19 protein-coding genes and 1 pseudogene are annotated in these 26,581 nt (G+C 73.2%); 6 read left to right on the top strand and 14 right to left on the bottom strand.

The window, feature by feature from the left end; all coding sequences use genetic code 11:
* Nucleotides 1-17: 17 nt before the first annotated feature.
* Nucleotides 18-5,084 (bottom strand): NAD-glutamate dehydrogenase, encoded by a 5,067-nt coding sequence (locus NLX85_RS14410; RefSeq protein WP_254335250.1) that lies wholly within the window; start codon nt 5,082-5,084, stop codon nt 18-20.
* A gap of 288 nt (nt 5,085-5,372) precedes the next feature.
* Here NLX85_RS14410 and NLX85_RS14405 point away from each other — a divergent pair, with 288 nt between their 5' ends.
* Nucleotides 5,373-7,340 (top strand): penicillin-binding transpeptidase domain-containing protein, encoded by a 1,968-nt coding sequence (locus tag NLX85_RS14405; RefSeq protein ID WP_254335248.1) that lies wholly within the window; start codon nt 5,373-5,375, stop codon nt 7,338-7,340.
* Between the two features lie 222 nt (nt 7,341-7,562).
* Here the strand turns inward: NLX85_RS14405 and NLX85_RS14400 are convergent.
* The 9 genes and pseudogenes from NLX85_RS14400 to NLX85_RS14360 form a co-directional block, all read right to left on the bottom strand.
* Nucleotides 7,563-8,672, bottom strand: a pseudogene (locus NLX85_RS14400) (arginase family protein); the annotation flags it as partial.
* A 66-nt stretch (nt 8,673-8,738) separates the two neighbouring features.
* Entirely contained in the window at nt 8,739-9,659 is a 921-nt protein-coding gene (locus NLX85_RS14395; RefSeq protein ID WP_254335247.1) for a tetratricopeptide repeat protein, read from the bottom strand.
* A gap of 116 nt (nt 9,660-9,775) precedes the next feature.
* A complete protein-coding gene (locus NLX85_RS14390) occupies nt 9,776-11,464 on the bottom strand; it encodes a methylmalonyl-CoA mutase (protein WP_254335246.1) in 1,689 nt (562 codons plus the stop codon).
* Between the two features lie 95 nt (nt 11,465-11,559).
* On the bottom strand, nt 11,560-11,970 hold the full coding sequence (locus NLX85_RS14385; protein WP_254335245.1) for an Asp23/Gls24 family envelope stress response protein: 411 nt from the start codon (nt 11,968-11,970) through the stop codon (nt 11,560-11,562).
* Between the two features lie 84 nt (nt 11,971-12,054).
* Nucleotides 12,055-12,822, bottom strand: a complete 768-nt coding sequence (locus NLX85_RS14380; protein ID WP_254335244.1) for a hypothetical protein — start codon at nt 12,820-12,822, stop codon at nt 12,055-12,057.
* A gap of 144 nt (nt 12,823-12,966) precedes the next feature.
* On the bottom strand, nt 12,967-13,968 hold the full coding sequence (meaB, locus tag NLX85_RS14375) for a methylmalonyl Co-A mutase-associated GTPase MeaB (RefSeq protein ID WP_254335243.1): 1,002 nt from the start codon (nt 13,966-13,968) through the stop codon (nt 12,967-12,969).
* 64 nt (nt 13,969-14,032) lie between these two features.
* The gene (locus tag NLX85_RS14370) at nt 14,033-15,226 is read right to left on the bottom strand and encodes an acetyl-CoA C-acetyltransferase (protein ID WP_254335242.1); all 1,194 of its coding nucleotides are present in this window, start codon (nt 15,224-15,226) and stop codon (nt 14,033-14,035) included.
* A 134-nt stretch (nt 15,227-15,360) separates the two neighbouring features.
* Nucleotides 15,361-15,684: a hypothetical protein gene (locus tag NLX85_RS14365; RefSeq protein WP_254335241.1), complete on the bottom strand. Its 324-nt coding sequence runs from the start codon at nt 15,682-15,684 to the stop codon at nt 15,361-15,363.
* An 84-nt stretch (nt 15,685-15,768) separates the two neighbouring features.
* On the bottom strand, nt 15,769-16,089 hold the full coding sequence (locus NLX85_RS14360) for a hypothetical protein (protein WP_254335240.1): 321 nt from the start codon (nt 16,087-16,089) through the stop codon (nt 15,769-15,771).
* Nucleotides 16,090-16,389: 300 nt separating this feature from the next.
* Here NLX85_RS14360 and mce point away from each other — a divergent pair, with 300 nt between their 5' ends.
* From mce to NLX85_RS14335, 5 genes are all read left to right on the top strand, one after another.
* Entirely contained in the window at nt 16,390-16,866 is a 477-nt protein-coding gene (gene mce / locus NLX85_RS14355; RefSeq protein WP_254335238.1) for a methylmalonyl-CoA epimerase, read from the top strand.
* A 291-nt stretch (nt 16,867-17,157) separates the two neighbouring features.
* Nucleotides 17,158-18,513, top strand: coding sequence for a crotonyl-CoA carboxylase/reductase (gene ccrA, locus NLX85_RS14350; protein WP_254335236.1), 1,356 nt, complete (start codon nt 17,158-17,160; stop codon nt 18,511-18,513).
* A gap of 243 nt (nt 18,514-18,756) precedes the next feature.
* Nucleotides 18,757-20,013, top strand: a complete 1,257-nt coding sequence (locus NLX85_RS14345; protein WP_254335234.1) for a DivIVA domain-containing protein — start codon at nt 18,757-18,759, stop codon at nt 20,011-20,013.
* A gap of 171 nt (nt 20,014-20,184) precedes the next feature.
* A complete protein-coding gene (locus NLX85_RS14340; RefSeq protein ID WP_254335233.1) occupies nt 20,185-22,203 on the top strand; it encodes a hypothetical protein in 2,019 nt (672 codons plus the stop codon).
* A gap of 410 nt (nt 22,204-22,613) precedes the next feature.
* Complete coding sequence (locus tag NLX85_RS14335; protein ID WP_254335575.1) at nt 22,614-23,708, top strand: AI-2E family transporter; 1,095 nt, start codon at nt 22,614-22,616, stop codon at nt 23,706-23,708.
* A 3-nt stretch (nt 23,709-23,711) separates the two neighbouring features.
* On the opposite strand, the gene NLX85_RS14330 is transcribed toward NLX85_RS14335, so the two are convergent.
* The 4 genes from NLX85_RS14330 to NLX85_RS14315 form a co-directional block, all read right to left on the bottom strand.
* Nucleotides 23,712-24,521: an alpha/beta hydrolase gene (locus NLX85_RS14330; protein ID WP_254335231.1), complete on the bottom strand. Its 810-nt coding sequence runs from the start codon at nt 24,519-24,521 to the stop codon at nt 23,712-23,714.
* Between the two features lie 66 nt (nt 24,522-24,587).
* Nucleotides 24,588-24,914 carry a hypothetical protein gene (locus NLX85_RS14325; RefSeq protein ID WP_254335228.1) on the bottom strand — a complete coding sequence of 109 codons (327 nt, stop codon included), beginning with the start codon at nt 24,912-24,914 and terminating at the stop codon, nt 24,588-24,590.
* A gap of 63 nt (nt 24,915-24,977) precedes the next feature.
* On the bottom strand, nt 24,978-26,054 hold the full coding sequence (locus NLX85_RS14320) for a hypothetical protein (RefSeq protein ID WP_254335227.1): 1,077 nt from the start codon (nt 26,052-26,054) through the stop codon (nt 24,978-24,980).
* Entirely contained in the window at nt 26,051-26,545 is a 495-nt protein-coding gene (locus tag NLX85_RS14315; RefSeq protein ID WP_254335226.1) for a SigE family RNA polymerase sigma factor, read from the bottom strand. Before NLX85_RS14315 ends, NLX85_RS14320 begins: the two co-directional genes overlap by 4 nt.
* Nucleotides 26,546-26,581 lie beyond the last annotated feature (36 nt).

Here is a 26,581-nt window from a genome sequence, read left to right as displayed (position 1 = left end):
GTGCGTTAGTTACTCCGTCAGGCCGCCGCCGAGGTCCGCACCAGGGTGCGGATCTGCCGCAGCAGCACGGACAGGGCGGACAGGTCGGCCCGGGACTCGTCGAACTCCCCCATGGCCCGGTGCGCCCGGTGGATCGAGGTGGCGTTCGCCTGCTCCCACTCCTGCACCCGCTCGACCGGCGGGAGGCTCTCCGAAGTGGAGCCGAGGACCTCCGCGGTGAGCGCGGCCAGCGCGGCGTACAGGTCGTAGCGCAGCGCCATCCGGGCCAGGGTCTGCCAGCGGTCCTCCCGCGGCAGCAGGGAGATCTTCGACAGCAGGGCGTCCACCCGGAACCGGTCGGAGAGGACGAAGTAGACCGAGGCCACCTCGCTCACGTCCCGGCCGGTCGACTGCGCGGTCTCCACGATGTCGAGCAGGCCGAAGCTGTACATCAGCCGGGTCGCCTGCTCGGCCAGGTCGCGGGGCAGCCCCTTGCCGGTCAGCGAGTCGATGTGGGCGGCGATCGCCTCCCGCTCGGTGCCGTAGAAGAGGTTCTCCAGCTCCGGCAGGAGCTGGGCCACGCCGTCCCGCAGCCGGGCGATCTCCCCCGGCACGTCGATCGGCGAGCGCCGGTTGGTGACCAGCCAGCGCACCGCGCGGTCGAGCAGCCGGCGGGTGTCCAGGTAGACGCTGGTCTGCAACTCGGGCGAGACCTTGTTGTCCAGCGCCTCGACCGCGTCCCACAGCTCGCGCAGCCCGAACACCTCGCGGACCACCACGTACGCCCGCAGCACGTCCGCCGCGGAGGCGGCCGTCTCCTCGACCACCCGGAAGAGGAACGTGATGCCGCCCCGGTTGATCGCCTCGTTGACCAGGACCGTGGTGACGATGTCCCGGCGCAGCCGGTGCCGGCCCATCCGGTCGGCGAACCGCTCCCGCAGCGGGGTCGGGAAGTAGTTGACCAGCACGTCGGTCGTCCACTCCTCGTCCGCCAGCCCCTCGCTGACGATCTCCCGCTCCAGCACGATCTTCACGTACGCCAGCAGCACCGCGAACTCCGGCGCGGTCAGCCCGCTCTCGCCGCGTACCGCCAGCTCCTCGTCCGACGGCAGCGCCTCCAGCGCGCGGTCGAGCTGACCGGCCCGCTCCAGCTCGCTGATCATCCGGCGGTGCACCGGGAGCAGCGAGGCGGCCTGGGCCTGGGCGTTGTTCAGCGCCCGGGCCTGGTCGTAGTTGTCCCGCAGCACCAGCTCGGCGACCTCGTCGGTCATCTGGGCCAGCAGCTCGTCGCGGTCCGGCATGTCCAGCGCGCCGTCGGCGACCGCCGTGTTCAGCAGGATCTTGATGTTCACCTCGTGGTCGGAGCAGTCCACCCCGGCCGCGTTGTCGATGAAGTCGGTGTAGATCCGGCCGCCGGCCGCCGCGTACTCGATCCGGCCCTGCTGGGTCCAGCCCAGGTTGCCGCCCTCGCCGGCCACCCGGCAGCGCAGGCTCTTGCCGTCCACCCGGATGGCGTCGTTGGACTTGTCGCCGACCTCGGCGTTGGTCTGCGTCGACGCCTTCACGTAGGTGCCGATGCCGCCGTTCCAGAACAGGTCCACCGGCGCGGTGAGGATCGCCTTCATCAGGTCCTGCGGGCTGAGCTGGGTGACGTCGCCGTCGAGGCCGAGCACCTCCCGCACCTGCGGCGAGATCGGCACCGACTTGGCAGCACGCGGGTAGATGCCGCCGCCGGCCGAGATCAGCTCGGCGTTGTAGTCCTCCCAGGACGACCGGGGCAGGTCGAACAGCCGCTTCCGCTCGTCCCACGAGGTGGCCGCGTCCGGGTCCGGGTCCAGGAAGATGTGCCGGTGGTCGAAGGCGGCCACCAGCCGGATGTGCTTGGACAGCAGCATCCCGTTGCCGAACACGTCGCCGGACATGTCGCCGACGCCGACCACGGTGAAGTCCTGGGTCTGGGTGTCGTGCCCCAGCTCCCGGAAGTGCCGCTTCACCGACTCCCAGGCGCCCCGGGCCGTGATGCCCATCTTCTTGTGGTCGTAGCCGGCCGAGCCGCCGGAGGCGAAGGCGTCGCCCAGCCAGAAGTTGTGCGCGGCGGAGATCTCGTTGGCGATGTCGGAGAAGGTCGCGGTGCCCTTGTCCGCCGCCACCACCAGGTACGGGTCGTCGGCGTCGTGCCGGACCACGTCCTCCGGCGGCACGATCTCGCCGCTGGAGATGTTGTCGGTGACGTCGAGCAGCGCGCCGACGAACTCCTTGTAGCAGGCCACCGCCTCGTCCCGGTCGCCCGGCTTCTGCTTCAGCACGAAGCCGCCCTTGGCGCCCACCGGCACGATCACGGCGTTCTTCACCATCTGCGCCTTGACCAGGCCGAGCACCTCGGTGCGGAAGTCCTCACGCCGGTCGGACCAGCGCAGCCCGCCCCGGGCCACCGGCCCGAACCGCAGGTGCACGCCCTCGAACCGGGGCGAGTAGACGAAGATCTCGAACTTGGGCCGCGGCGCCGGCAGCTCCGGGATCGCCTGCGGGTCCAGCTTGAACGCGACGTACGACTTGGGCCGCCCGCCGACCGGCTTCTGGTAGAAGCTGGTGCGCAGGGTGGCCTGGATCAACGTCAGGTAGGAGCGCAGGATCCGGTCCTGGTCGAGGCTGGCCACGTCGTCCAGCGCCTCGCCGATCGCCGAGACCAGCTCGCCGCCGCGCTGCCGCCGCTCGTCCAGGGTGGACGCGCCCGGCCGGAACCGGGTCTCGAAGAGCTCCACCAGCAACGAGGCGATCTTCGGGTACGCGATGAAGGTCTGCTCCATGTACTCCTGCGAGAACACGGTGCCGGCCTGCCGCAGGTACTTCGCGTACGCCCGCAGCACCACCACCTGCCGCCAGGTGAGCCCGGCCCGGAGCACCAGCTCGTTGAAGCCGTCCACCTCGGCCTCGCCCCGCCAGGCGGCGGCGAAGGCGTTCTCCACGTGCGGGCGGACCTCGGCCAGCTCCTGGTGGGCCTCGGGCAGTTGCAGCCCGAAGTCGTACAGCCAGATCCGGCCGTCGACGCGCTCCACCTCGTACGGGTGCTCGTCGACCACCCGGACGCCGAGCGAGTGCAGCACCGGCAGCACGGCGGAGAGCATCATCGGCTCGCCGTACCGGTAGACCTTGAACCGGACGTCCATGGTCTCGTCGACCTCGACTGCCCGGCCGGCCCCGTTGGTGCGCCCGGCGAGCTGCTTGCGGAACAGGTGCATCTCCAGCTGGCCGGACTCCTCCAGCAGCTCCAGCTTGGCCAGGTCCTTCATGGCCTCGTACGGCGTGTGCCCGTCCTTGTAGCCCTCCGGGAAGGCGTCGGCGTACCGGGCGAACAGGTGCTTGGCCTGCTCGTCGCCGAGCTTGCGCTCCAGCACCAGCCGGTAGTCGTCGTCCCAGAGCCGGGTCGCGTCGGCCAGCTCCTCGGCGAGCAGGTCCGCGTCGATGTCCCCGGGCGGGTTGTTCGGGTCGGTCCGGACGATGAAGTGCACCCGGGCCAGCATCGACTCGGTCACCCGGGTGGTGTAGTCCACCCCCACGCCGTTCAGCTCGCGCAGCAGGATGTCCTGCATCCGCAGCCGGTTCTGCGTGGTGAACCGGTCCCGGGGCAGGTAGATGAGGCAGGAGATGAACCGCCCGTACGCGTCCCGGCGCAGGAAGACCCGCAGCTGCCGGCGGCCGGCCATGCGGAGCACGCCGATCACCGCGTGGTAGAGGTCGTCGGTCTTGATCTGGAACAGCTCGTCGCGGGGGTAGGTCTCCAGGATCTGGAGCAGGTCCTTGCCGGAGTGGCTGCGCAGGCTCAGGCCCGAGCGGTCGAGCACCTCGGCGACCTTGCGCCGGACCACCGGCAGCTCCTGCACGCTGGTCCGGTACGCCGCCGTGGAGAACAGGCCCAGGAAGCGCCGCTCCCCGACCACCTCACCGGAGTCGTTGAAGATCTTGAAGCCGATGTAGTCGAGGTAGGCCGACCGGTGCACGGTCGCCCGCGAGTTGGCCTTGGTGATGATGAGCAGGCGCTTCTCCAGCACCTTCTCGTGCGCCTCGGGGGTCATCGAGTTCAGCGACCGCGCCTCGGGCGAGTCGGACCGCAGGATGCCCAGCCCGGTGCCGAGGACGGCCTCCAGGGCCTGGCCACCGTCCGCGCCGTCGGTGTCGACCAGCCGGTACTCGCGGTAGCCGAGGAAGGTGAAGTGGTCGTGCGCCAGCCAGCGCAGCAGCTCCACGGAGTCGGTGATGTCCTTCTCCGGCACCGGCGGACGGTTGTCCGACGTGCGCGCCGAGGCCAGCTCGTCGGCCAGGGCCAGGGCACGCTGCCGCATCTTGGGCCAGTCCTCGACGGCCTCCCGAACGTCGGTGAGGACCCGCTGCAGCTCCCGGCGCAGCTTCTCCCGCTCGGCCGCGTCACGGACCGGGTCGATCTCGATCCGCATCCAGCTCTCGACCAGGTCGCCGGCGATCGCGTCGTCCGGCTCCACGTCCGCGGAGACCTCGGTCAGCCGGCCCAGCGGCTCGCGCCGCACCACGACCAACGGGTGCACCAGCAGGTGCACGTCGAGGTGGTGCGAGTTCAGCAGCGCGGTCACCGAGTCGACCAGGAACGGCATGTCGTCGGTGACGATCTCGATCACGGTGTGGTGCTGCTCGGCGTCCGGCTCGTGGATGCGCAGCTTCAGCTCGCCCGGTACCCGCTGCTGGGCGAGGTCCCGGTGGGCCCGGGCCGCGTCGAGCATCTCCTCGGCGGTGAAGCCGATCAGCTCCTCGTCCGGCGCGAACCGCCAGAAGCGGCCCACCAGGGTGGCCGCGTCGTGGTCGTCCCCGGCCAGCGCGACCGCCTGGGCGACCAGGCGCTCCGCGTTGGGTACCGGCTCGTCCAGCTCGGCATCCTCTGTTTCGTCGCCCAGTGCCTGCGCGGGCAGGCCCAGGTCGTAGAGGGTGTCGATGCTGGAACCGGTCATCCCGGTCACTCCTGTGTCGAGACGGCTGAAACCGTCCCCGTCGGTCGCCGAATCGAAGCTGTCATCGTCCCGGCTGGTGTCAGCCTGCCGGAGGTCGGGTCCCGGTTTGATCGCCGGACGCCGGTCCATCGGTGCCACTCCCCTCGACCCACCGCGTTGTGGGTCACTCTGCCGCCCAGCCTAGGCCCTGCCGCTGTGCCCCTTTGTCGGCGGACCACTGGCCGGACGTCCGGATCGGGACTCTGTCCTTTCACCCGTTGCGGGTATGTGGTCGGCCGGTCGCGGAGTACCCGGACTGGCGATGTTCATCACACTGCCACAGGGCGATCTTTGCCTGCGCAAGGGCCGTGCCGGGGCCGTGCGGAGCCGCGCGTCGTACTAGCGTGCAGGGCAGTCTCGAACCGGAGGAACTCCTTCATGCTCCTGTCGTACCCCGTCCGCCGCCGCCTCTCCCCTCGCCGCCGCGTCCTCGCGGCGCTGGCCGCCACCGTGCTGGCGGCGGGCGCGTTGACCGGATGCTCGGGCGAGGACGGGCCGGAGCAGAGCGTCGACGCCTTCCTGAAGGGCTGGCGCTCCGGCGACCTCCAGGCCGTCGGCTTCATCGACCCGGCCGGCGCCAAGGTGGCCGCGGGCGAGGTGACCAAGGAGCTCCGGTCCCTCGCCGGCGAGCTGGCCGACACCCCGCCGAAGCTCGAGCGCACCGGCGACGTGAAGGTCGAGGGCGACATCGCCACCGCGCGGGTCAGGCTCACCTGGCCGCTGCCGGGCGGCACCACCTGGGTCTACGAGAATCCGGTACGCCTCCGGCACGGCACCGACGACCAGTGGCAGGTCATCTGGGAGCCGACCGTCGTGCACGAGAAGCTGGAGGCCGGCGACCGGTTCGCGCTGCGTCGGGAGGCCGCGCCCCGGGCCGGCGTGCTGGATTCCGCCGGAGCCCCGGTCGTGGCGCCCCGCCCGGTGGTCCGGGTGCAGGTCACCCCCGGCGAGGTCACCGACGTGAAGGCCCTGGTCCGGAAGCTCGACGCCGCGTTCAAGGCGATCCGGCCCGCGCTCACCCCGCCGGTCGACCTCACCGACCTGCCCAAGCGCCTGAAGGAGGCGGACCGGGGCGCGCTGGTCGAGGTGGTGACCCTGCGCGAGGAGGCCTACCGGCAGATCAAGCCCCGGATCTACGACCTGCCCGGCACCCGGTTCCAGTCCGACCAGCTCTTCCTGGCCCCGACCCGGGAGTTCGCCCGGGCCCTGCTCGGCTCGGTCGACCCGGCGCAGGCCGACGACCTCAAGGCGCACCCCGACAAGTACGTCCAGGGCGACCTGGTCGGCCACGGCGGCCTCCAGGGCCGCTACGACGACCGGCTGCGCGGCGCCCCGGGGATCACCGTGATCACGCAGCACCCGGCGCCGGACGGCACCGCCGCACCCACCGGGGTCGAGGTGTTCCGCGGCGAGCCGAAGGCCGGCCAGCCGCTGAAGACCACCCTCGACGTGGCCACCCAGAACGCCGCCGACGCGGCGCTGCGTGGCCAGACCCGGCGCTCCGCCCTGGTGGCCGTGCGGATCAGCGACGGCGCGGTGCTGGCCGCCGCCAACGGCCCCGGCGCGGCCGGCGAGAACCTCGCCTTCACCGCCCAGGTGCCGCCCGGCTCGACGTTCAAGATGGTCAGCGCGCTCGCCCTGCTCGACAAGGGCGCGGTGACCCCGGAGGCGACGGTGCGCTGCCCGAAGACGTTCGAGGTCGACGGCCGCTCCTTCAAGAACTCCGACAACTTCGAACTGGGCGACGTCCCGTTCACCACCGACTTCGCGAAGTCCTGCAACACCGCCTTCACCTCCCTGGCCCCCAAGCTCGGCCCCGACGGGCTGGCCCAGGCCGGCCGCACGCTCGGCCTGGAGAGCGAGTGGGACCTCGGCGCCGACGTCTTCACCGGCAAGGTCTCCGCCAACGGCTCGGCCACCGAGCAGGCCGCCGCCGCGATCGGTCAGGGCACCACCGTGGTCAGCCCGCTCGCCATGGCAGGGGCCACCGCCGCCGTGGCCCGCGGCCACTGGGAGCAGCCCAGGCTGCTGCTCGATCCCGCCCCGGCGAAGCCGGCCCCGGCCGGCCCGGCCCTCAGGGCGGAGTCGGTGACGGCGCTGAAGACGATGATGCGCGCGGTGGTCACCGGCGGCACGGGCGCCGCGCTGGCCGACGTCCCCGGCGAGCCGGTGTACGGCAAGACCGGCACCGCCGAGTACGACAACAACCCGGCGCACACCCACGCCTGGTTCGTCGGCTGGCAGGGCGACGTGGCGTTCGCGGTCTTCGTCGAGCAGGGCGGGTCGAGCACCACCAGCGCGGTCCCGATCGCCGAGCGGTTCCTCCGCGGCCTCGCGGCCCGCTGACCGGAGCCGGCGCGGTCAGGCGATGTCGGCGCCCGGTCGGGTCGCGTCCGGCTCCGCCTCGTCCGGTGCCGCCTCGTCCGCCTCCTCCGGCCCGGCCACCCGGCGCAGCAGGCCGGGACCGGTCGAGGCGAGCGGCCCGACCGGCTCCGGCGCGTCCGGGCGGTCCGTGTCCGGTGCCCGGCGCAGCAGGCCGGGACCGGACGGGCCGGGGGCGGGCTCGGCCGGGCGGTCGCCGTTGGCGCCGGAGGGATCACCGCCGTCCCCGGTCGGGGCCGGGCCGATCGGCTCCACGGCCACGGCCGGCGCCGGGACGGCCGCCGGGCCGGGCAGCACGTCGCGGGCCGGCGGCCGGCCGTTGCCGGGGCGGGGCGCCGGCGCGACCGGGGCGGCCGGCAGCAGCCGGGGCGGCATGGCGCCGGGCGCGGCGACCGGGGCGAGCCCGGCCACCACGGTGTTGACGATCTCGGCGGCGTACGACCCGTCGGGGTCGTAGTCGGGGTCGAAGACGGTCAGCTCGACGCCGAGGCAGTGCGGGGTGTCCACCAGGCCGGCCAGCAGGATCTCCAGCTCGGCGAAGGCGATCCCGCCCGGGTCGGGCGCGTCCACCGCGGGCATCACCGCCGGATCGAGCACGTCCACGTCGATGTGCACCCAGTAGCCGGCGCAGTCGGCCAGCTGCTCGTGCGCCCACTGGGCGGTGCGGGCCGCCCCCTCGGCGCGCAGCGCCGGCACGGGGCGGGTGGTGATGCCGGCGGCCTGGAGGTCGAGCCGGTACTCGTCCTGCGCCCGGATGCCGAGCACCACCACGTCGATGTCCCGGAAGTAGGGGCGCCGTCCCTCGATGGCGGCCAGGTCGGCCTGCCCCCGCCCGGTGACCAGGGCCAGGTCCTCCCCCGCCGCCGCGCCCACGTACGAGGCGTTGCCGGGGTGCCGGAAGTCGGAGTGGCCGTCGACGAAGACCAGCCCGACCCGCCCGCCGACCGCCTCGCCGAGCCGGTGCATGGCCAGCGCCGAGCCAAGCAGCACCGAGCAGTCCCCGCCGAGCACCAGCGGGAACTCGCCCCGGTCGATGATCGCCCCGATCCGGTCGGCCAGCGCCACCGAGTAGCCGGAGATCTCCCGGGCGTGGCAGACCCCGTCGCCGGGGCGCCAGTCACCGGGGTCGTACCGGGGCGGGGTGAGGCAGCCGGCGTCGCGGGCCCGCAGCCGGGCGAGGAGGCCGTGGTCGCGCAGCGCGCCGGGCGCCTTGCCGCAGCCTGGGACGGAGGTGGACGTGGGTGGGCGCAGGCCGAGGTTCGTCGGCGCGTCGAGGACGGCGATCCGGCGCATCATGGGCTCCCGTCCTCGGTGGTCGGGCGGGCCGGCCGGTACGCCGGCCCGCGCTGGCGTGCGGTGAACTCAGAACAGGGCGCTGGCCAGGGCCCGTCGGGCGGACGCCACGGCGGGGTCGTCCGGGCCGGCGATGGTGAACAGCGACACCAGGTGCTGGCGGACCTTCTCCCGGTCGTCGCCGAAGGTGCGGCGGACCAGGCCGACGAGCCGGGCGTACGCCTGCTCGGCGAGGCCGCTGAGCATCTCGATGTCGGCGGCGAGGAGCTGTGCCTCGATGTCGTCGGGGGCCTGCTCGGCGGCGGCGAGCGCGGCGCGCGGGTCGGCGCCGGCCACCCGCCGGGCCACCCCGACCTGGGCCAGGCCGGCCTCGGCCGCGGCGTCCGCCGGGCTCTCGGCCAGGATCTTCCGGTACGCCGCCTCGGCCGCCTCCAGGTCGCCGGACATCAGCGCGTCGTCGGCCTCGGTCAGCCGCGGGTCCTCCGGCTCGGCGACGGTGACGCCGCCGGCCTTGAGGATGGCCTGGATCCACTGGCGGAGCTGCGCCTCCGGCACCACGCCGGAGAAGGCGTCGATCGGCTGGCCGCCGACCACCGCGTAGACCATGGGGATGCCCTGGACCCGGAACATCTGGGCGAGCCGCGGGTTGGCGTCGACGTCGACCCGGGCGAGCACCCAGGCACCCTCGCCCTCGGCGGCCAGCCGCTCCAGCACCGGCGAGAGCTGCTTGCAGGGCTCGCACCACTCGGCCCAGAAGTCCACGACCACGGGCGTGGTCAGCGACCGCTCCAACACCTCGGACTGGAAGGTCGCCTCGGTCACGTCGATGACGGCCACGCCGCCACCCGCCGGCGGTCCGCCGGGTACGCCGGCCGGGGGGCCGGCCTGGCTCGGGGTGGTGGGACGGGAGGGTTCCGGGGTGCCGCGCAACGCGCTGAGGTCGACCGCGCCGCGGGTGAAGATCGACGAGGTGATCCGTGGGTCGCTCATGGTTATCTAGTCTCGCACGTGTCCCGCGGAACTCAGATCAACCGCGACGGCGACAGTTGCGACTCTCACGCCTGGTCGGTGCCGGTGCCGGGAGGACCCGGCACCGGCGCGACGGGTCAGAACCGGGCGGGCTCCCGGTAGACGCCCCACTCGCCACGGAGGGCGTCGCAGATCTCGCCCAGGGTGGCCTCGGCCCGGACGGCGTCCAGCATGGCCGGGATCATGTTCTCGCCGGTCCGGCTGACGTCGACCATCCGCTGCACGGCGGCCTTGACCGCGGCGTCGTCGCGGCCCGCCTTGCGCTCGGCGAGCACCCGGCGCTGCTCCAGCTCGACCTCGTGCGAGATGCGCAGGATCTCCAGGTCCTTGGCGACGGTGCCGGTGTGGCAGTTGACCCCGACGATCCGCTTGTCGCCCTTCTCCAGCGCCTGCTGGTAGACGAAGGCCGACTCGGCGATGTGGCCGGTGAACCAGCCGTCCTCGATGCCGCGCAGGATGCCCGAGGTCATGGGGCCGATCTGGTGCGGCCCCTCCCCGCCGAGCTGCCGGATCCGGGCGAAGATCTCCTCCGCCTCGGCCTCGATCTTGTCGGTGAGCGCCTCGACGTACCAGGAGCCGCCGAGCGGGTCGGCGACGTTGACGACCCCGGTCTCCTCCATGAGCACCTGCTGGGTGCGCAGGGCGATCTCGGCCGACTCGTCGGTGGGCAGGGCGAGGGTCTCGTCGAGGGCGTTGGTGTGCAGCGAGTTGGTGCCGCCGAGGACGGCCGCCAGGGCCTCCACTGCGGTCCGCACCACGTTGTTGACCGGCTGCTGGGCGGTGAGCGACACCCCGGCGGTCTGGGTGTGGAACCGCAGCCACTGGGCCTTCTCGCTGGTGGCGCCGTAGACGTCGCGCAGCCAGCGGGCCCAGATCCGGCGGGCGGCCCGGAACTTGGCGATCTCCTCGAAGAAGTCGACGTGGGAGTCGAAGAAGAAGCTCAGGCCCGGGGCGAAGACGTTGACGTCCAGCCCGCGCGAGAGCCCCAGCTCGACGTAGCCGAACCCGTCGGCCAGGGTGTACGCCAGCTCCTGCGCGGCGGTCGAGCCGGCCTCGCGGATGTGGTAGCCGGAGACCGACAGCGGCTTGTACCGCGGGATCTCCCGGGCGCAGTACTCCATGAGGTCGCCGATGAGACGCAGGTGCGGCTCCGGGTCGAAGAGCCACTCCTTCTGCGCGATGTACTCCTTGAAGATGTCCGTCTGGAGCGTGCCGTCCAGGGTGGACAGGTCGGCGCCCTGCCGCTCGGCGGCCACCAGGTACATGCAGAAGACCGGCACGGCCGGGCCGGAGATGGTCATCGAGGTGGTCACGCCGGCCAGGTCGATGCCGTCGAAGAGCACCTCCATGTCGGCGGCCGAGTCGACCGCCACGCCGCAGTGGCCGACCTCGCCGAGCGACTGCGGGTCGTCGGAGTCGCGGCCCATCAGGGTCGGCATGTCGAAGGCGACGGAGAGACCGCCGCCACCGGCCCCGAGGATCATCTTGTAGCGCTCGTTGGTCTGCTGGGCGTTGCCGAACCCGGCGAACTGCCGGATGGTCCAGGTGCGCCCGCGGTAGCCGGTCGGGTACAGCCCCCGGGTGTACGGGAACTCGCCCGGCCAGCCGATCCGCTCGAAGCCCGGGTACGGCACCCCCTCCGGAGGGCCGTACACCGGGTCCACGGTCATCCCGGAGAGCGTGGTGAAGTCCGCGTCGCGCTTGCGGGCGGCGTCGTAGCGGGCCTGCCAGCGGGCCCGACCGGCGGCGATCTCGTCGGCGTCCATGCGCGGAGCTCCTCCTCGAGTCCAGGGATCAGACCGAGTGTAGAACGCCAGCCTGAACGATCGCTAAGGAAGTGCGTACCGGCCGGTAACCCGGGTCAGGCCGAGGGCGCCGCCAGCCCGCCCAGCGCCACGTCGTCGACCCGGATGTTGATCTCGTCGACCCGCAGCCCGTACGCCTCGACCGCCGAGGTCACCGCGACCCGGACCGCGTCGGTCACCTCGGGCACCGGCCGGCCGCCGCCGATCACGATGACCAGGTTGACCACGGCCGCGCCGTCGGTGACGTGCGCCGAGCAGCCGCGCCGGGCGTCGCCGACCTGGTCCAGCCCGACCCGGTCCAGCACGGCGTTGAAGAAGCGGGCCACGTCGCCGCCGAGTTCGGCCACCCCGGGAACCGACTTCGCGGCGGCCACCGCGATCTTCTCCACCACCTCGTCGGAGACGTGCGTCGCACCGCCCGCCACCGCGTTCGGCAGCACCGACAGCTCCTGGGTCTCGTCAGCCATGCCCTACCCGCCCACGTTTCCAGCCCCACGACCGTCGCCGGGCGGTGCGAGCGTACTAGTCGGCCGGGATCCGGAGTGGACCCCTCAGGCCCGGGTGCGCCCCTCGGCGATCCGGCGTACCCCCTCCGGGGTCGCCAGCTCGCCCCGCAGCTCCGGATGGGCGAGGTAGAAGGCCAGCGCGGACAGCACCGCCTCCCGGTCGACAGCCAGCCAGTAGGTGCGCACGACCAGGAAGGGCAGGAACCTCAGCTCGCCGGTGTCGAACCGGCCCGTGTACCGGCGCAGCACGCTCTGCGGCGACGGCTCCGCCTTCACCACCAGCACCGTCGTCCCGAGTCGCCGCGCCTCCACGGCGTGCACGGCGGCCCACGGCACCGAGTAGAAGTTGGTCAGCCCCACGTGCGCGATCCCGGCCGGGGAGAGCAGCAGCCCGCCGGGGGCGTGGCGGACCGTCACCACGACGTACCAGCCGAGCAGCAGGGCCGCACCGGCCAGGACGACCGCGATCACCCGGCTGAGGACGCCTCCCCGGACCGCCAGCGGCACCGCGAAGCCGAGCAGGGCGACGGCGCAGGCCACGACCACCGCGCCGAACCAGACGTAGGTGACGGTCGAATAGCCGAAGCGCACCGCACGGTCGCCACCGCCCGGCCACGGCACCAGGGTCGTCGCCGTGCCGGAACCGGGGGACGAGGCCACGACGAGGAACGCGACCAGGGACCCGAAGAGCAGGAGCAGGAAAGCCCCACCCACGATCAGCGCCCCGTCGCCGTCCGCGATCCCGCCGGCCAGCCCGACCAGCCCGCAGGCCGCCAGCACGACGAAGAGGACCAGGCCCGGCAGTGCCGACATCGGCAGTCGCCGGCCCCTCCAGTCGGGAGCGGGTGCCCGGTCCGGCCCCGCCGGGGTCTCGTCCGCCGCCATGCGCCACCCCCCGCCTCCGGGCCGTCGGTGGCACTGTGCCCTCGGGGGCAGCCGGTCGAAACCCGCCGGCGGTCAGGTGCCCAACTGCTCCAGCAGTTCCGCGGCGGCGGCGTACGGGTCGATGGCGCCCTCGGCCACCTTGGCCGCCAGGGTCGGCAGCTGCGTACCGTCGCGCAGGGAGCCGATCCGGTTCCGCAGGGTGCCCAGCGCGATGGCCTCGATCTCGGCGGCGGCCCGCGCCTCCCGGCGGCGGCGCAGCTCGCCGTGGCGCTCCAGCCAGTCGCGGTGCTTGTCGATCGCGGCGGCGATGTCGTCGATGCCGTCGCCGCGCGCGGCGATCGAGCGGACCACCTGCGGCCGCCACTCGCCCGGCCCCCGCTCGCCCAGGGCGATCATGCCCTGGATGTCGCGCACGGTGGCGTCGGCGCCGTCCCGGTCGGCCTTGTTGACCACGAAGACGTCGGCGATCTCCAGGATGCCGGCCTTGACCGCCTGGATGGCGTCGCCCATGCCCGGGGCCAGCAGCACCAGCGTGGTGTCGGCCAGCGAGGCCACCTCGACCTCGGCCTGGCCGACGCCGACGGTCTCCACCAGCACCACGTCGCAGCCGGCGCCCTCCAGCACCCGCACCGCCTGCGGCGTGGCCGCGGAGAGCCCGCCGAGGTGGCCCCGGCTGGACATCGAGCGGATGTAGACGCCGGGGTCGGTGGCGTGGTCCTGCATCCGGACCCGGTCACCGAGGATCGCCCCGCCGGTGAACGGGCTGGACGGGTCGATGGCCAGCACGCCCACGCGGTGACCGCGGGCCCGCAGCGCCCGGACCAGCTCGTTCGTGGTGGTCGACTTGCCCACGCCCGGCGAGCCGGTCAGGCCGACCACCTGGGCGTGCCCGGCGTAGGGGGCGAGGGCCGCCGCGACCTGCGGCAGCACCTCGTCGCCGGACTCGACCAGGGTGATCAGCCGGGCCACCGCGCGGGGGTCGCCCGCGCGGGCCCGCTCGACCAGCAGGGGTACGTCCCGGCTGCGGCGCACCGAGCCGGCGGCCGCCGCCGGGACGTTCTCGACATTCGTCACAGCGCTGCCTTCGTTCGCGACTGCGGGGCTCGCAGAACCGGCTCAATCCTCGCGCTCACAGGTGTCAGCTCTCGGCGCCGTTCGGGACGTGGATGATCAGCGCGTCGCCCTGGCCGCCGCCGCCGCAGAGCGCGGCCGCGCCGGTGCCGCCGCCCCGCCGCTTGAGCTCCAGCGCCAGGGTGAGCACCAGCCGGGCGCCGGACATGCCGATCGGGTGGCCGAGCGCGATGGCGCCGCCGTTGACGTTCACCTTGTCGGTGCTGACGCCGAGGTCCCGCGCGGACTGGATGCCGACCTGGGCGAACGCCTCGTTGATCTCGATGAGGTCGAGGTCGGAGACGGCCAGCCCGGCCTTCTTCAGCGCGTGGTTGATGGCGTTGGACGGCTGCGAGTGCAGCGAGTTGTCCGGGCCGGCCACGTTGCCGTGGGCGCCGATCTCGGCCAGCCAGGTGAGCCCCAGCTCCTTGGCCTTGGCCTTGCTCATCACGACCACCGCGGCGGCGCCGTCGGAGATCGGCGAGGAGCTGCCGGCCGTGATGGTGCCGTCCTTGGTGAACGCGGGGCGGAGCTTGCCCAGCGACTCCGCCGTCGTGTCCGGGCGGATGCCCTCGTCCTCGCTGATCACCAGCGGGTCGCCCTTGCGCTGCGGGATGATCACCGGGGTGATCTCGTCGGCGAAGTGGCCGTTCTTCTGGGCGGCGGCGGCGCGCTGGTGGCTGGCCGCGGCGAACGCGTCCTGCTCCTCGCGGGTGATGCCGTGCTTCGCCCCGAGCCGCTCGGTGGACTCGCCCATCGAGCAGCAGTCCCAGGCGTCGGTGAGGCCGTCGAGGGCCATGTGGTCCTTGACCGTCACGTCGCCGTACTTGTAGCCGGCGCGCTGGCCGAGCATCAGGTGCGGGGCGTTGGTCATGGACTCCATGCCGCCGGCCACCACGATGTCGAACTCGCCGGCCCGGATGAGCTGGTCGGCCAGGGCGATCGCGTCCAGGCCGGAGAGGCAGACCTTGTTGATGGTCAGCGCCGGGGTGGACATGGGGATGCCCGCCTCGACGGCGGCCTGGCGGGCCGGGATCTGGCCCGCGCCGGCCTGGAGCACCTGCCCCATGATCACGTACTGGACCTGGTCCGGGGCCACGCCGGCGCGCTCCAGCGCCGCCTTGATCGCGACGCCGCCGAGCTTCGTCGCGGGGAGGTCCTTGAGGTTGCCCAGCAGGCGCCCCATCGGGGTCCGCGCGCCGCTGACGATCACCGAAGCCATGCCTGCCTCCGAGGGGGTGCCGACCTGTACGCCTTAACGATTGTTAGGACGCACCATATCTGCCGGGAACAGCGACGGTACGGTGACCCCGAGCACGTTCGCAATGCGCTCCAGGTCACGTCGGTCGATGGCGTTCAGCCCTGGCGCGGGCGGCGGCGGCGCGGCGGCACCGGGCCCCGGGGCGACGACGCCGGTGACGGGTGGGCCCCTCGGGCGGCCACCTCGATCCGCGGGGTCCGGTCCGGCGGGAGGTGCTCCCGCTCGGCGACCACCACCACGTCGACCGTGCCGTCGATCATCATCTGCCTGACCTCGCCCCACGGCGCCGTGGTGACGATCCCGAGGAGGTCGTAGCGGCAGCGCCTCGTGTGGTCCAGGCAGGCCATGAGGTGGGGTTCGATCGGGTCGACGTGGGAGGGGATCCAGATGGCGGCGACGGGGCGTGACAGTGAACTCACCATGCGTACTCTTCACCGTGCGCAAGTTGCAGATCAACCTTGCCTCGTCCGGGTTCGCATATGCCGAACGATCGATGAGCTGGGCTAACCGCCGTGCGGCGATCGGAGGTGGTCGTCGAGGCGGCTCTCCGCCTCCTTGAGACGGTCCTCCGCATCGTTGACCGCATCCCGCAGCGTCCCGCCCCCGTTCGGGTGCAACTCGGTCTCGATGCGCCGCAACCGCTCCGGCACCCCTGGGACGGCGTCGCGGCCCGGTCTGGCGGGCACCCCGTACCAGTCCTGCCGGAACTCCTCGTTCTGCCGGGCCAGGCGGCGCAAGGGCCGGCTCACCGTCACGGCCAGGGTCAGCGCGCTGAGAATCGCGCCCAGCACGACGCCGGCTGCCGCCCACTGTTCCAGCGTCATGCCGACCGCTCCTCCCGAGTCCGATCACGGCCCCCGAGCCTGGGCCGGGGGCGATTCTGCTGGTGGCGCGCCTGTTCGAATCGTGCTCGCAACCTGGTAGCGGGGCATCGTCCGTCCAGCACGACGATCGGGGCGCGGCACGCCGCCGGCTCGGGTGTACGGCGGATGTCCGCCCCAGGACCTCGTCCGGGGTGGCCCGTTCGGCGGAGGCGCGGGGCGGAGAGGTTGGGCGTGGTCCGATCCGGCGGCGTGAGATTGCCGACCTGTACGCCTTAACGACTGTTCGGTCAGACTGGCGCCATGGCTGAGAACTCCCCCGTCGAGCCCGCTGCCGACCACGCCACCGACATCGGTCTGCGCCGCATCGACCACGTCGGGATCGCGGTGGCGGACCTGGACGCCGCGATCGACTTCTACCAGCGCACCTTCGGCATGCGCTGCGTGCACACCGAGACAAACGAGGAGCAGGGCGTACGCGAGGCGATGCTGGCCGTCGGGCCGACCGCCGAGGGCGGCTGCGTGCAACTGCTCGCCCCGCTGTCGCCGTCCTCGACGATCGCCAAGTTCCTGGACCGCAACGGGCCGGGCGTGCAGCAGGTCGCGTACACGGTGGCCGACATCGACGCGGCCTGCGCGGCGCTTCGCGAGCGCGGCGTGCGGCTGCTCTACGAGAAGCCGAAGCGGGGCACCGCCGACTCGCGGATCAACTTCGTCCACCCGAAGGACGCCGGCGGCGTCCTGGTCGAGCTGGTCGAGCCGGCCGCCACCGGTCACTGAGCTGCGCGGAGGGGTCCCGGGCCGTGGCGGCCGGGGCCCCTTCCTGCTTCCTGGGACGCAGCGCGGCACTGCGCGTTTTCACGTTCCCACGGACACCTCCACGCATCGGCGGATGCAGTTTTTCACAGAGGACTTCCGGCCCTAGCTACCGTTCAGTAACGTCCCGCCCCACAGGAGTGCGACCGGTGCCGGATGTGTCGATTGCCGACATGGCGGTCCCGTCGCACCGGCGCCGACGATGGCAGCACCCCTGCCCGCCCGGTGCGGGTGCGCAACGAACGGGAGGTCACCGTGCAGGACATCCTTGAAGCGATCATGGCGGCGGAGGGCTCCGCGCAGCCGGAGCGGGAACTCGCCGGCCTCGCCGGCCTGCCGGTACCGGAGAGCTACCGGGGCGTGGTGGTCCGCGCCGAGGACACCCGCATGTTCGACGGCATGGCCACCCGGGACAAGGACCCGCGCAAGGCGCTGCACGTCCAGGAGGTGCCCACCCCCGAGCTGGCCCCCGGCGAGGCGCTCGTCGCCGTGATGGCCAGCGCCATCAACTACAACACCGTGTGGACCAGCATCTTCGAGCCGCTGCCCACCTTCAAGTTCCTCCAGCGCTACGGCCGGCTCTCCGAGCTGACCCGCCGGCACGACCTGCCGTACCACGTGGTCGGGTCGGACGCGGCCGGCGTGGTGCTGCGGACCGGTCCGGGGGTGACCCGCTGGAAGGCGGGCGACGAGGTGGTCGCGCACTGCCTCTCGGTGGAGCTGGAGGACGCCGCCGGCCACGACGACACCATGCTCGACCCGCAGCAGCGGATCTGGGGCTTCGAGACCAACTTCGGCGGCCTTGCCGAGCTGGCCGTGGTCAAGGCCAACCAGCTCATGCCGAAGCCGCGCCACCTGAGCTGGGAGGAGGCGGCCAGCCCCGGGCTGGTCAACTCCACCGCGTACCGGCAGCTCGTGTCCCACCACGGGGCGAACATGAAGCAGGGCGACGTGGTGCTGATCTGGGGCGCCTCCGGCGGCCTGGGCGGCTACGCCACCCAGATGGCGCTGAACGGCGGGGCCATCCCGGTCTGCGTGGTCTCCTCCCCGGAGAAGGCCGAGCTGTGCCGGAAGATGGGCGCCGAGCTGGTCATCGACCGCACCGCCGAGGGCTTCCGGTTCTGGAAGGACGAGGAGACCCAGGACCAGGACGAGTGGCGCCGGTTCGGGGAGCGGATCCGCGAGCTCACCGGCGGCGAGGACCCGGACATCGTCTTCGAGCACCCCGGCCGGGAGACCTTCGGCGCCAGCGTCTACGTCGCCAAGAAGGGCGGCACCATCGTCACCTGCGCCTCCACGAGCGGCTACCTGCACCAGTACGACAACCGCTACCTGTGGATGCACCTCAAGCGGATCGTCGGCAGCCACTTCGCCAACTACCACGAGGCGTGGCAGGCCAACCGCCTCGTCGCGCTCGGCAAGGTGCACCCGACCGTGTCGAAGACCTACCCGCTGGAGCAGACCGGCCAGGCCGCGTACGAGGTGCACCGCAACGCGCACCAGGGCAAGGTCGGCGTGCGCTGCCTGGCGCCCACCGACGGCCTCGGCGTCCGGGACACCGCGCTGCGGGCCCGGCACGAAACCGCGATCAACCGGTTCCGCGGGCACTGACCGCCGGCATTGCCTTTCCGGTAAGCCGGAACACCATTCGATTGCTGTCCGACAATGGGCCGCGGGCACCCGCCCGCGGCCCTTTTCGCGCCCTCCACTCCGGGTCGCCCGACGCGCCCGGGACCTGCCAAGATCGCCGGTTGGTCCGGTCTCACCGCGGCGCGAAGTTGACCATGTAAACAGGACACGAAAGGTCCGCACCGCTCTTGCGAAGCACCCTGGGGCGTCTGCGAGTATGTCCCAATGCCCCAGCAGCAGTCCTCCCCTCTTGCGTTCTTCGATAACGCGAACTCACAGCCCGATTTCACCGTTGGCCTGCGTGGTTACAACACCAACCAGGTCGACGACTTCATCGGCCGGCTGACCGCCGCCCTGAGCCAGTCCGAGCAGGCCCGCGCCGAGGCCGAGCAGCGCATGAACGACGCGCAGCGCCGGCTGCGCCAGGCCGAGCAGCGCCAGGGCGCGCTCGAGCAGAAGCTCACCGAGACCAACAAGCAGCTCGAGGAGAACAGCCGGCCGACGCTCTCCGGCCTGGGCACCCGCGTCGAGCAGATCCTCCGGCTGGCCGAGGAGCAGGCCAACGACCACCGCAACGAGGCCAAGCGCGAGTCGGAGGGCATCCTCTCCGCCGCCCGCCTCGAGGCGCGGGAGATCACCGACAAGGCGCGCGCCGAGGCGGCCGCCATGAAGGCCTCCGCCGAGCGCGAGGCCGGCAGCGTCCGCACCGCCGCCGAGCGGGAGGCCGCCGAGGTGCGCGTGCAGGCCCGCCGCGAGGCGGACACCCTGCGCGCCGACGCCGACCGGGAGACCAAGCAGCTGCGCACGGTCACCGCCCACGAGGTGGCCGAGCTGAAGTCGACGGTCGAGCGCGAGGTCGCCACCCTGCGCGCCACCGCCGAGCGGGAGATCACCCAGCAGCGGGCGAAGGCCGCCCGGGAGGCGGAGGAGAAGCGGGCCGAGGCCACCAAGCTCCTCACCGACGCGCGCGACAAGCGCGACAAGGACCTCCAGGCCCTGGAGCTCCAGCTCGCCGAGCGGCGCGAGAAGGCCGAACGCGAGGAGTCCGAGCGGCACGCCGCCCAGGTCGCGCAGACCCAGAAGCTGGTCAGCGAGGCCGAGCAGCGCGCCCGGGCCGCCCAGGAGCGGGCCAAGGAGATCGAGCAGCGGGCCGAGGCCCGCCGGGTCGAGTCCGAGCGCACCGCCACCGACACGGTGGAGAAGGCCAAGGCGCTGGCCGACAAGACGGTGTCCGAGGCCCGGGCCGAGGCCCAGCGCCTGCTCAGCGAGGCCCGCACCGAGGCCGAGCTGACCACCCAGGCGGCCCGCCGCGAGGTCGAGGACCTCACCCGGCAGAAGGACGCGGTCACCTCGCAGCTCGGGCAGATGCTCTCCGGTCTCGCCGGCATCGTGCCGGGCGTGCCGGCGGCCGGCGCCAACAAGCCGGAGGCGCCCAAGGCCGGCGGCTCCGAGCAGAAGGTCACGGCCGAGTCGGCCGGCTGAACAACCACCCGCTGACGGGGCATGAGCCACGGCGCGGGGTGACACCGGGTGACCGGTGCCGCCCCGCGCCGTCACGCTTTCCCGGCCGTTTCGCCTGTTCAGTGAAGTGCACCTCCGAACAGGGGAGTCCGTATCGCCCCAGCAGGGCCGGATGCGTGTGAGGATGGGGGCATGTCGCACGGCGAGGAACTGTTCGCCCTCGGCGGGGACGTGACCACGGAGCCCAGCTTCGAGTCCGCTCTGCGGGGGTACGACAAACGACAGGTCGACCGCTACGTCGCTCGTGCGGAGCACGAGATCTCGGCGCTGACAACCGAGCGGGAACAGGCGTACACCCAGATCCACAAGCTGGCCGGCCAGGTCGAGGTGCTGCAACGCGACCTCGCCCAGGTGCGCAAGCAGGTGGGCGTGGTGGACCGGGCCTCGTTCCGGCACCTCGGTCCCCGGGTCGAGCAGATCCTCGCCATGGCCGAGGAGCAGGCCGACGAGATCCTGGCCGCCGCCAACGAGGAGATCGAGGCCCGGCGCGCGGCCGCCGAACACATCATCGAGGAGGCCCGCGAGCAGGCCGCCCAGGCCCTCAAGGACTTCGAGATCGCCCTCGCCGCCCGCCGGGCCGAGGAGGAGCGGCACACGGCCGCCCGCAAGGCCGAGGCGGAATCCACCCTCAAGGCCGCCCGGGACGAGGCCGAGAAGCTGCGGAAGAACGCCCAGGACGCGCTGGCCAAGGCGCAGCAGGAGGCCACCCAGCTCCGGGACACCGCCAAGGAGATCCACGCCCGCGCCCAGCAGGAGTCCAGCCGGCTGCGCGAAACCGCCAAGGAGGCGCTGGCCAAGGCCCAGCAGGAGGCCACCCAGCTGCGCGAGGCGGCCAAGGAGGTGCACGCCAAGGCCCAGCAGGAGGCCAAGCGGCTCACCGACTCCGCCGCCGAGGCCGGCCGGGCCACCCACGCCAAGGCGCTCGCCGAGGCCAAGAAGATCGTCGACGACGCGGAAGAGGCCGCGAAGGTCACCCGCGGCCGGGCCCGGACCGAGGCCAACCGGCTCACCACCGAGGCCGCCGAGGCGGGCAAGCGCAACCGCGGCGAGGTCGAGGCGTACGTGCAGCGGATGCGCAGCGAGACCGAGGCGTACGTCCAGCAGGCCCGGGCCCAGACCCAGCAGGAGCTGGGCGCCTGGCGGGCCGGCGTGGAGAAGGAGGTCAACGCCCGGCGGGAGACGGCCGACAAGGAGCTGGCCCAGCGCCGGGCCACCGCCGAGCAGGAGTTCGCCAAGCGCCGCGACGAGCTGGACAAGCAGCACACCAAGCGGCAGGACGAGCTGGAGAAGGCGTACACGGCCCGGCGCGCGGAGATCGAGCAGGGCGCCGCGGAGCTCCGGCAGGCGGCCGAGCAGGACGCGCTCGCCATGCGCCGGCGGGCCGAGGAGGAGGCCGCCGAGCTGCTGCGCCGGGCCGAGGCGGACGCCGGCGACAAGCACCGCAAGGCCGATGAGCACGTGGCCGCCTCGCGCCGGCAGTTCGAGGAGTACGCGGCCACCACCCAGCAGCACCTGGCCACCACCCAGCAGCACCTCGCCGCCACCCAGCAGGAGGTGGCCGCGGGCCGGCAGCAGCTCGCCCAGGTGATGCTGGAGATCGCCAACGCCCAGCAGGAACTCGCCGACCTGCGTACCGAGACCTGGAAGTCCCGGCAGGAGTCCGACGACCTCCAGCGCCGGATCGCCGAACTGCGCACCGAGGCCGGGCCGGCCGGCCTCGCCGCCACCCCCGTCGACCCGACCGAGCTGGCCACCGCGGCCGGCGGCGAGGCGGGTGGCGCACGATCGGGTGACGGGCCGGCGGGTGGCGCACCGGCGGGTGACCGGGCCCCGACGCCCGTTGCCGCCAAGGGCACCGCGACGGTCTCGCCCGACGGCGCCGCCCCCGCACCGGCCGCGGAGGCCGGAGAGCCGGCGGCGGACGCCGCGAAGGCTCGGCCGGTCGGCGAGCCGGTGACCACCGTGGACGGCGCCGGCGCCAGCGCCGGGGTGGACGGCGAGCCGACCGTGGCCGCCGTGCCCGGTGAGGGCGGCCGGGGCGCCACCCCCACGAAGATCACCAGCACCGGCGAGAACGGCAAGCGCCCGACCAAGCCGACCACCGACGAGCGCAGCGCCAAGCCGAGCACCGTCACCGTCGACAAGGACTGACCCGCCGCCGATCCCGGGCACCGGGTGGCGGGAAGTGGCGGAGGGATGGTCGGAGCGGGCGTCTACCGCTAGCCTGCGGGCAGAAGGGCTGCGCCGTCGAGGACCCGTCCGGTGCTCACGGTCCGCCGCAGGGGCGCTCCGCCGGGCCGGAGCGGGAAGCCGGGGAGGCACGGGTGTCGCAGGAGGGATCCGCCGCCCCGGACGACGACCCGCTCGACGCGTTGCGCCCCGAACCCGATCCCGCCGACGCGGGCCCCGACCCCCGCCGCACCGGCGCCGAGGACCCGCCCGGCAGCGCGGGACGAGCCGGCAGCGCAGGACGAGCCGCCAATCAAGGCCGGGCCGGCAGCGCAGGACCGGAGGACAGCGCACGACCGGTCGCCAGCAGCGAACCGGGCGGTGAGCCCGCGCTGGCCGAGGTCGGCGTGGAGACCGAGCCGGCCGAGTTCGAGCCGAGCGGGCGGTTCGGCGTACCGGGCCGGCCGCTGCGGCGCAGCAGCTTCCTGGTCGGCTTCACGGGGGCGCTCGGCGTGCTGCTGGCGTACGCGGCCTTCCTGGGCGTACGGAATTCGGCCGGCATCCTGGTGCTGGTCGTGATCGCGCTCTTCCTCGCCGTCGGCCTGCACCCGGCGGTGGTCCGGTTGCGCCGCTGGGGGCTGCCGCACGGGCTCGCGGTGGCGGTGGTGACGCTGACCGTGCTGCTGTTGATCGTCGGCGGGCTGCTCGCCCTGGTGCCGCCGGTGGTGACGCAGTCCGGGCAGTTCATCGAGCACCTCCCCGGCTACGTCGACGACCTGCGCCGCAACCCCACGGTCAACGACCTCGTCGAGCGCTACGACGTGATGCAGCGGGTCCAGTCGGCGGCGAACGCGGACACCATCGGCCGGGCCCTCGGCGGGGTGCTCGGCGGGGCGCAGCTCATCTTCGGCACCATCTTCCGGGCGCTGACCGTGCTGGTGCTGACGATCTACTTCCTGGCCTACTTCAACAAGCTGCGCGACCTCGGGTACGCGCTGGTGCCCCGGTCCCGCCGGGAGCGGGTACGCCTCATCGGCGACGAGATCCTCACCCGGGTCGGCGCGTACATGGTGGGGGCGCTGACCATCGCGGTGCTGGCCGGGGCGAGCACCTTCGTGTTCGCCCTGGTGGTCGGGCTGCCGTACCCCTTCGCCCTGGCCGTGGTGGTCGCGGTGACCGACCTGATCCCGCAGATCGGGGCGACCCTGGGCGCCGTCGTGGTGACCCTGGTCGGCCTCGCCACCGACCTGCCGGTCGGCATCGCCTGCCTGGGCTTCTTCCTGGTCTACCAGCAGGTGGAGAACTACCTGATCTACCCGAAGATCATGCGGCGGGCGGTCTCGGTCAACGAGGTGGCGGCGCTGCTCGCCGCCCTGCTCGGGGTGTCGCTGCTGGGCGTGGTCGGCGCGCTGATCGCCATCCCCACGGTGGCCGCGCTCCAGCTCATCCTGCGCGAGGTGGTGCTGCCCCGGCAGGAGTCCCGCTGACCGTCAGCCGGCGCGGCGCTGCTCCGGCCCGGCCACCGGGGTGTCGGCGAAGGCGGCCACGGTCCGGTCGGCGTACGCGCTGGCGTCGCCGGTCTCCATGGGGCCGTCCCAGGTGGTCGGCAGCGGGACCGGCACGGCCGGGTTCACCCGGCTGACGATCTCGTTGAGCACCGTCTCCGCGTCGCCGACCCAGAGGTGCTTGGCGCCGGGCACCCCGACCACCTCGGCCTGCGGCACCGCGGCGAAGCGCTGCCGGGCCTCCTCGGGGCGCAGGTAGTCGTCGAACTCGGGGACCAGGGCGGTGAGCGGCCGGCCGGACTCCGCCCAGACGGTCAGGTCCTCGGGCTGGGAGAAGCGCAGCGGCGGGGAGAGCAGGATGGCCCCGGCCACCGCCGGGTCGCAGCCGTACTTGAGCACCAGGTCGGTGCCGAACGACCAGCCGACCAGCCAGATGTTCGGCAGCTCGTGGAACTCGGCGTACTCGATGGCGGCGGCCACGTCGAAGCGCTCGCCGACCGCGGCGTCGAAGGCCCCCTCGCTGGTGCCGCGGACGCTGCTGGTGCCCCTGGTGTTGAAGCGGAGCACGGCCAGGTCGGCCAGGGCGGGCAGCCGCCAGGCCGCCTTGCGGAACACGTGGCTGTCCATCATCCCGCCGTGGGTGGGCAGCGGGTGCAGGCAGACCAGGGTGCCGACCGGCTCCCGGTCCAGCGGCCGGGCCAGCTCGCCGACCAGCGTCAGCCCGTCGGCGGTGTGCAGCTCGATGTCCTCCCGGCGGCCGGGCAGGATCGACGACGCACGGATCCGTGTGCTCACGGTCCCAGTCTCCCGCGCCGCCGCCCGCGCCGCCCGCCGGGGCGGAAACAGCGTGATCCAGATCGCTCAGCCGTGGCGGGGGGCGCCGCGTCCGCGCTGGAGGTTCGGCCCGCGCCGGTCCCGGGCCCGCCAGCAGCCGCTGTGCCAGTGCCGGCGGTCGGTCAGGTCACCCCGGTCGTCGGCCGGCCAGGCCACCACGTGCGCCACCCCGGGGCGGATCTCCTGGTCGCAGCCGGGGCACCGGTACGTCTTGACCGACGCACCGCCGGTGATCCCGCGAACCTGCCAGTCGCCGTCGCGCCACTGCTGGACGGTCGGCACGCCCTGGCGCGCCCGCTCGGAGTCCAGGTGCGTGGTGTCGTCCCGGCGGGGACGGTTGCGACGGGGGCTCACGGTCACCAAGCGTACGGTCCACCGGCCGGGCCGGCCCGTGTCGGGCGGCCCGGCCGGCGGATCTCACTTCCAGGTCTCCGGGTCCGTCAGGTCCTTCGCCACCCGCGCCCCGGCCAGCACGGTCGTCATGTCGGCCTCGGTGAACTTCGGCTTGTCCTTGAGGTAGCCGTCGGTCCACTCCGGGCCGAGATCGGCGGTCAGGTGCGCCTTCGGGATGCCGAGGAGTTCCAGCTTCGTACCGGCCGGGTAGAGGAAGGCGGGACGGCCACCCACGGTGCGATTGCTCTCAGCGCGGCCACCCGAGATCTGCTCCCCGTACACCAACTGCACCCACATGACCTGGGACGGTTGTCGGACGACGGTGAGCTGCACCGAGAGGCTTCCCGGGTAGCTGGTCGCGTCGACGGAGCACCCGCTCACCGTCGCGCCCTCGGGCACCGTGCGCAGTCGCAGCGGCCCCCCGCACCGTCGTGCCTCGTCCCAGCGGACGGCAGCCACGGCCCGGTCCAGGGCGGCCCCTCCCCCGCCCAGCATGGTCGCCCTGGCGTACAGGCCGGGAGCGGGCTGCCAGGCCTTGACCAGCCCGTTGGCCGTGCCGGCGACCTGCCGGACCGCACCGTCGAAGGTCAGCCGCCCCGGGGCCGCCTGGAGCGGGAAGTCCTCGATCCCGAGGTCGGTGAACCGCTCCGCGGACCGGGCGACCTCGACCCGGACCGGATGTCCGGCCCCGACACTGAACCGCACCGACTCGATCTGGGCCGACACGTTGGTGGACCAGCGGAGGTAACGAGCCTTGCCGGTGTCCACCCCCAGGTGCAGCACCTGCGGGTCGCTGCCGACCAGGTCGGGGCGCCGGGCCGCCCCGGGCACCCCGTCGGCGCGGGGCGGCACCGCGGCGGGGGCGGCCGGTGTGGCCGCGCCCCAGGGCAGCCGCCCGGACAGCCCGCCGAGGTCCGTGCCGCCCACCCCGACGAAGCCGAGGACCCCGACCAGGGCCAGGGCGGTTCCGGTGGCGGCACGGCGGCGCAGTTGGCGGCGCCGGCCGAGGGCGCGGGACTCCCGCAGCAGGCGATGGGTGTTCGTCTCCCCCTCGGCGCGCTCCCGCAGCACCGAGGCGATCCGCTGGTCGAGGTCGGTCACGGCCGGCTCCCCTTGGTCGTCGGGACGCCGCAGCGCTCCCGGAGGTGGGCGAGCGCCCGCATCGCGTGGGTGCGGACGGTGACCGGCGAGCAGTCGAGAATCTGGGCGATGGTCGCGTCGTCCAGGTCCTCGTAGTAGCGCAGCACCAGCACGGCGCGCTGGCGGTCGGGGAGGGCGCGGATCAGCCGCCACATCTCGTCCCGGTCGGCCGCCTCGCCGCCGAGGTCACCGCGCTGCGGCCGCTCGGCGAAGGTGTCCACGGCCAGCTCCCGGCTGGACCGCCGGCGCCACCACGACGTGTTGGCGTTGACCAGCATCCGCCGCACGTACACGTCGGGCCGGTCGGCCCGGGCGATCTTCCGCCAGTGCACGTACGCGCGGGCCAGGACGTCCTGGGTCAGGTCCTCGGCGCGGTGCTCGTCGCCGGTCAGCAGCCGGGCCAGGCGCAACAGGGCCGGGCCGCGGCTGCCGACGTACTCCTCGAAGGTCACGCCCTGAAGACGCCGTCACGGGCGCCCGGTGTTGAC

Source organism: Micromonospora sp. A3M-1-15 (assembly GCF_024213425.1).
Taxonomy (GTDB): Bacteria; Actinomycetota; Actinomycetes; order Mycobacteriales; family Micromonosporaceae; genus Micromonospora; species Micromonospora chersina.
Note: the sequence above shows the minus strand (reverse complement) of the source record. Positions and strands in the feature narration are given on the sequence as shown.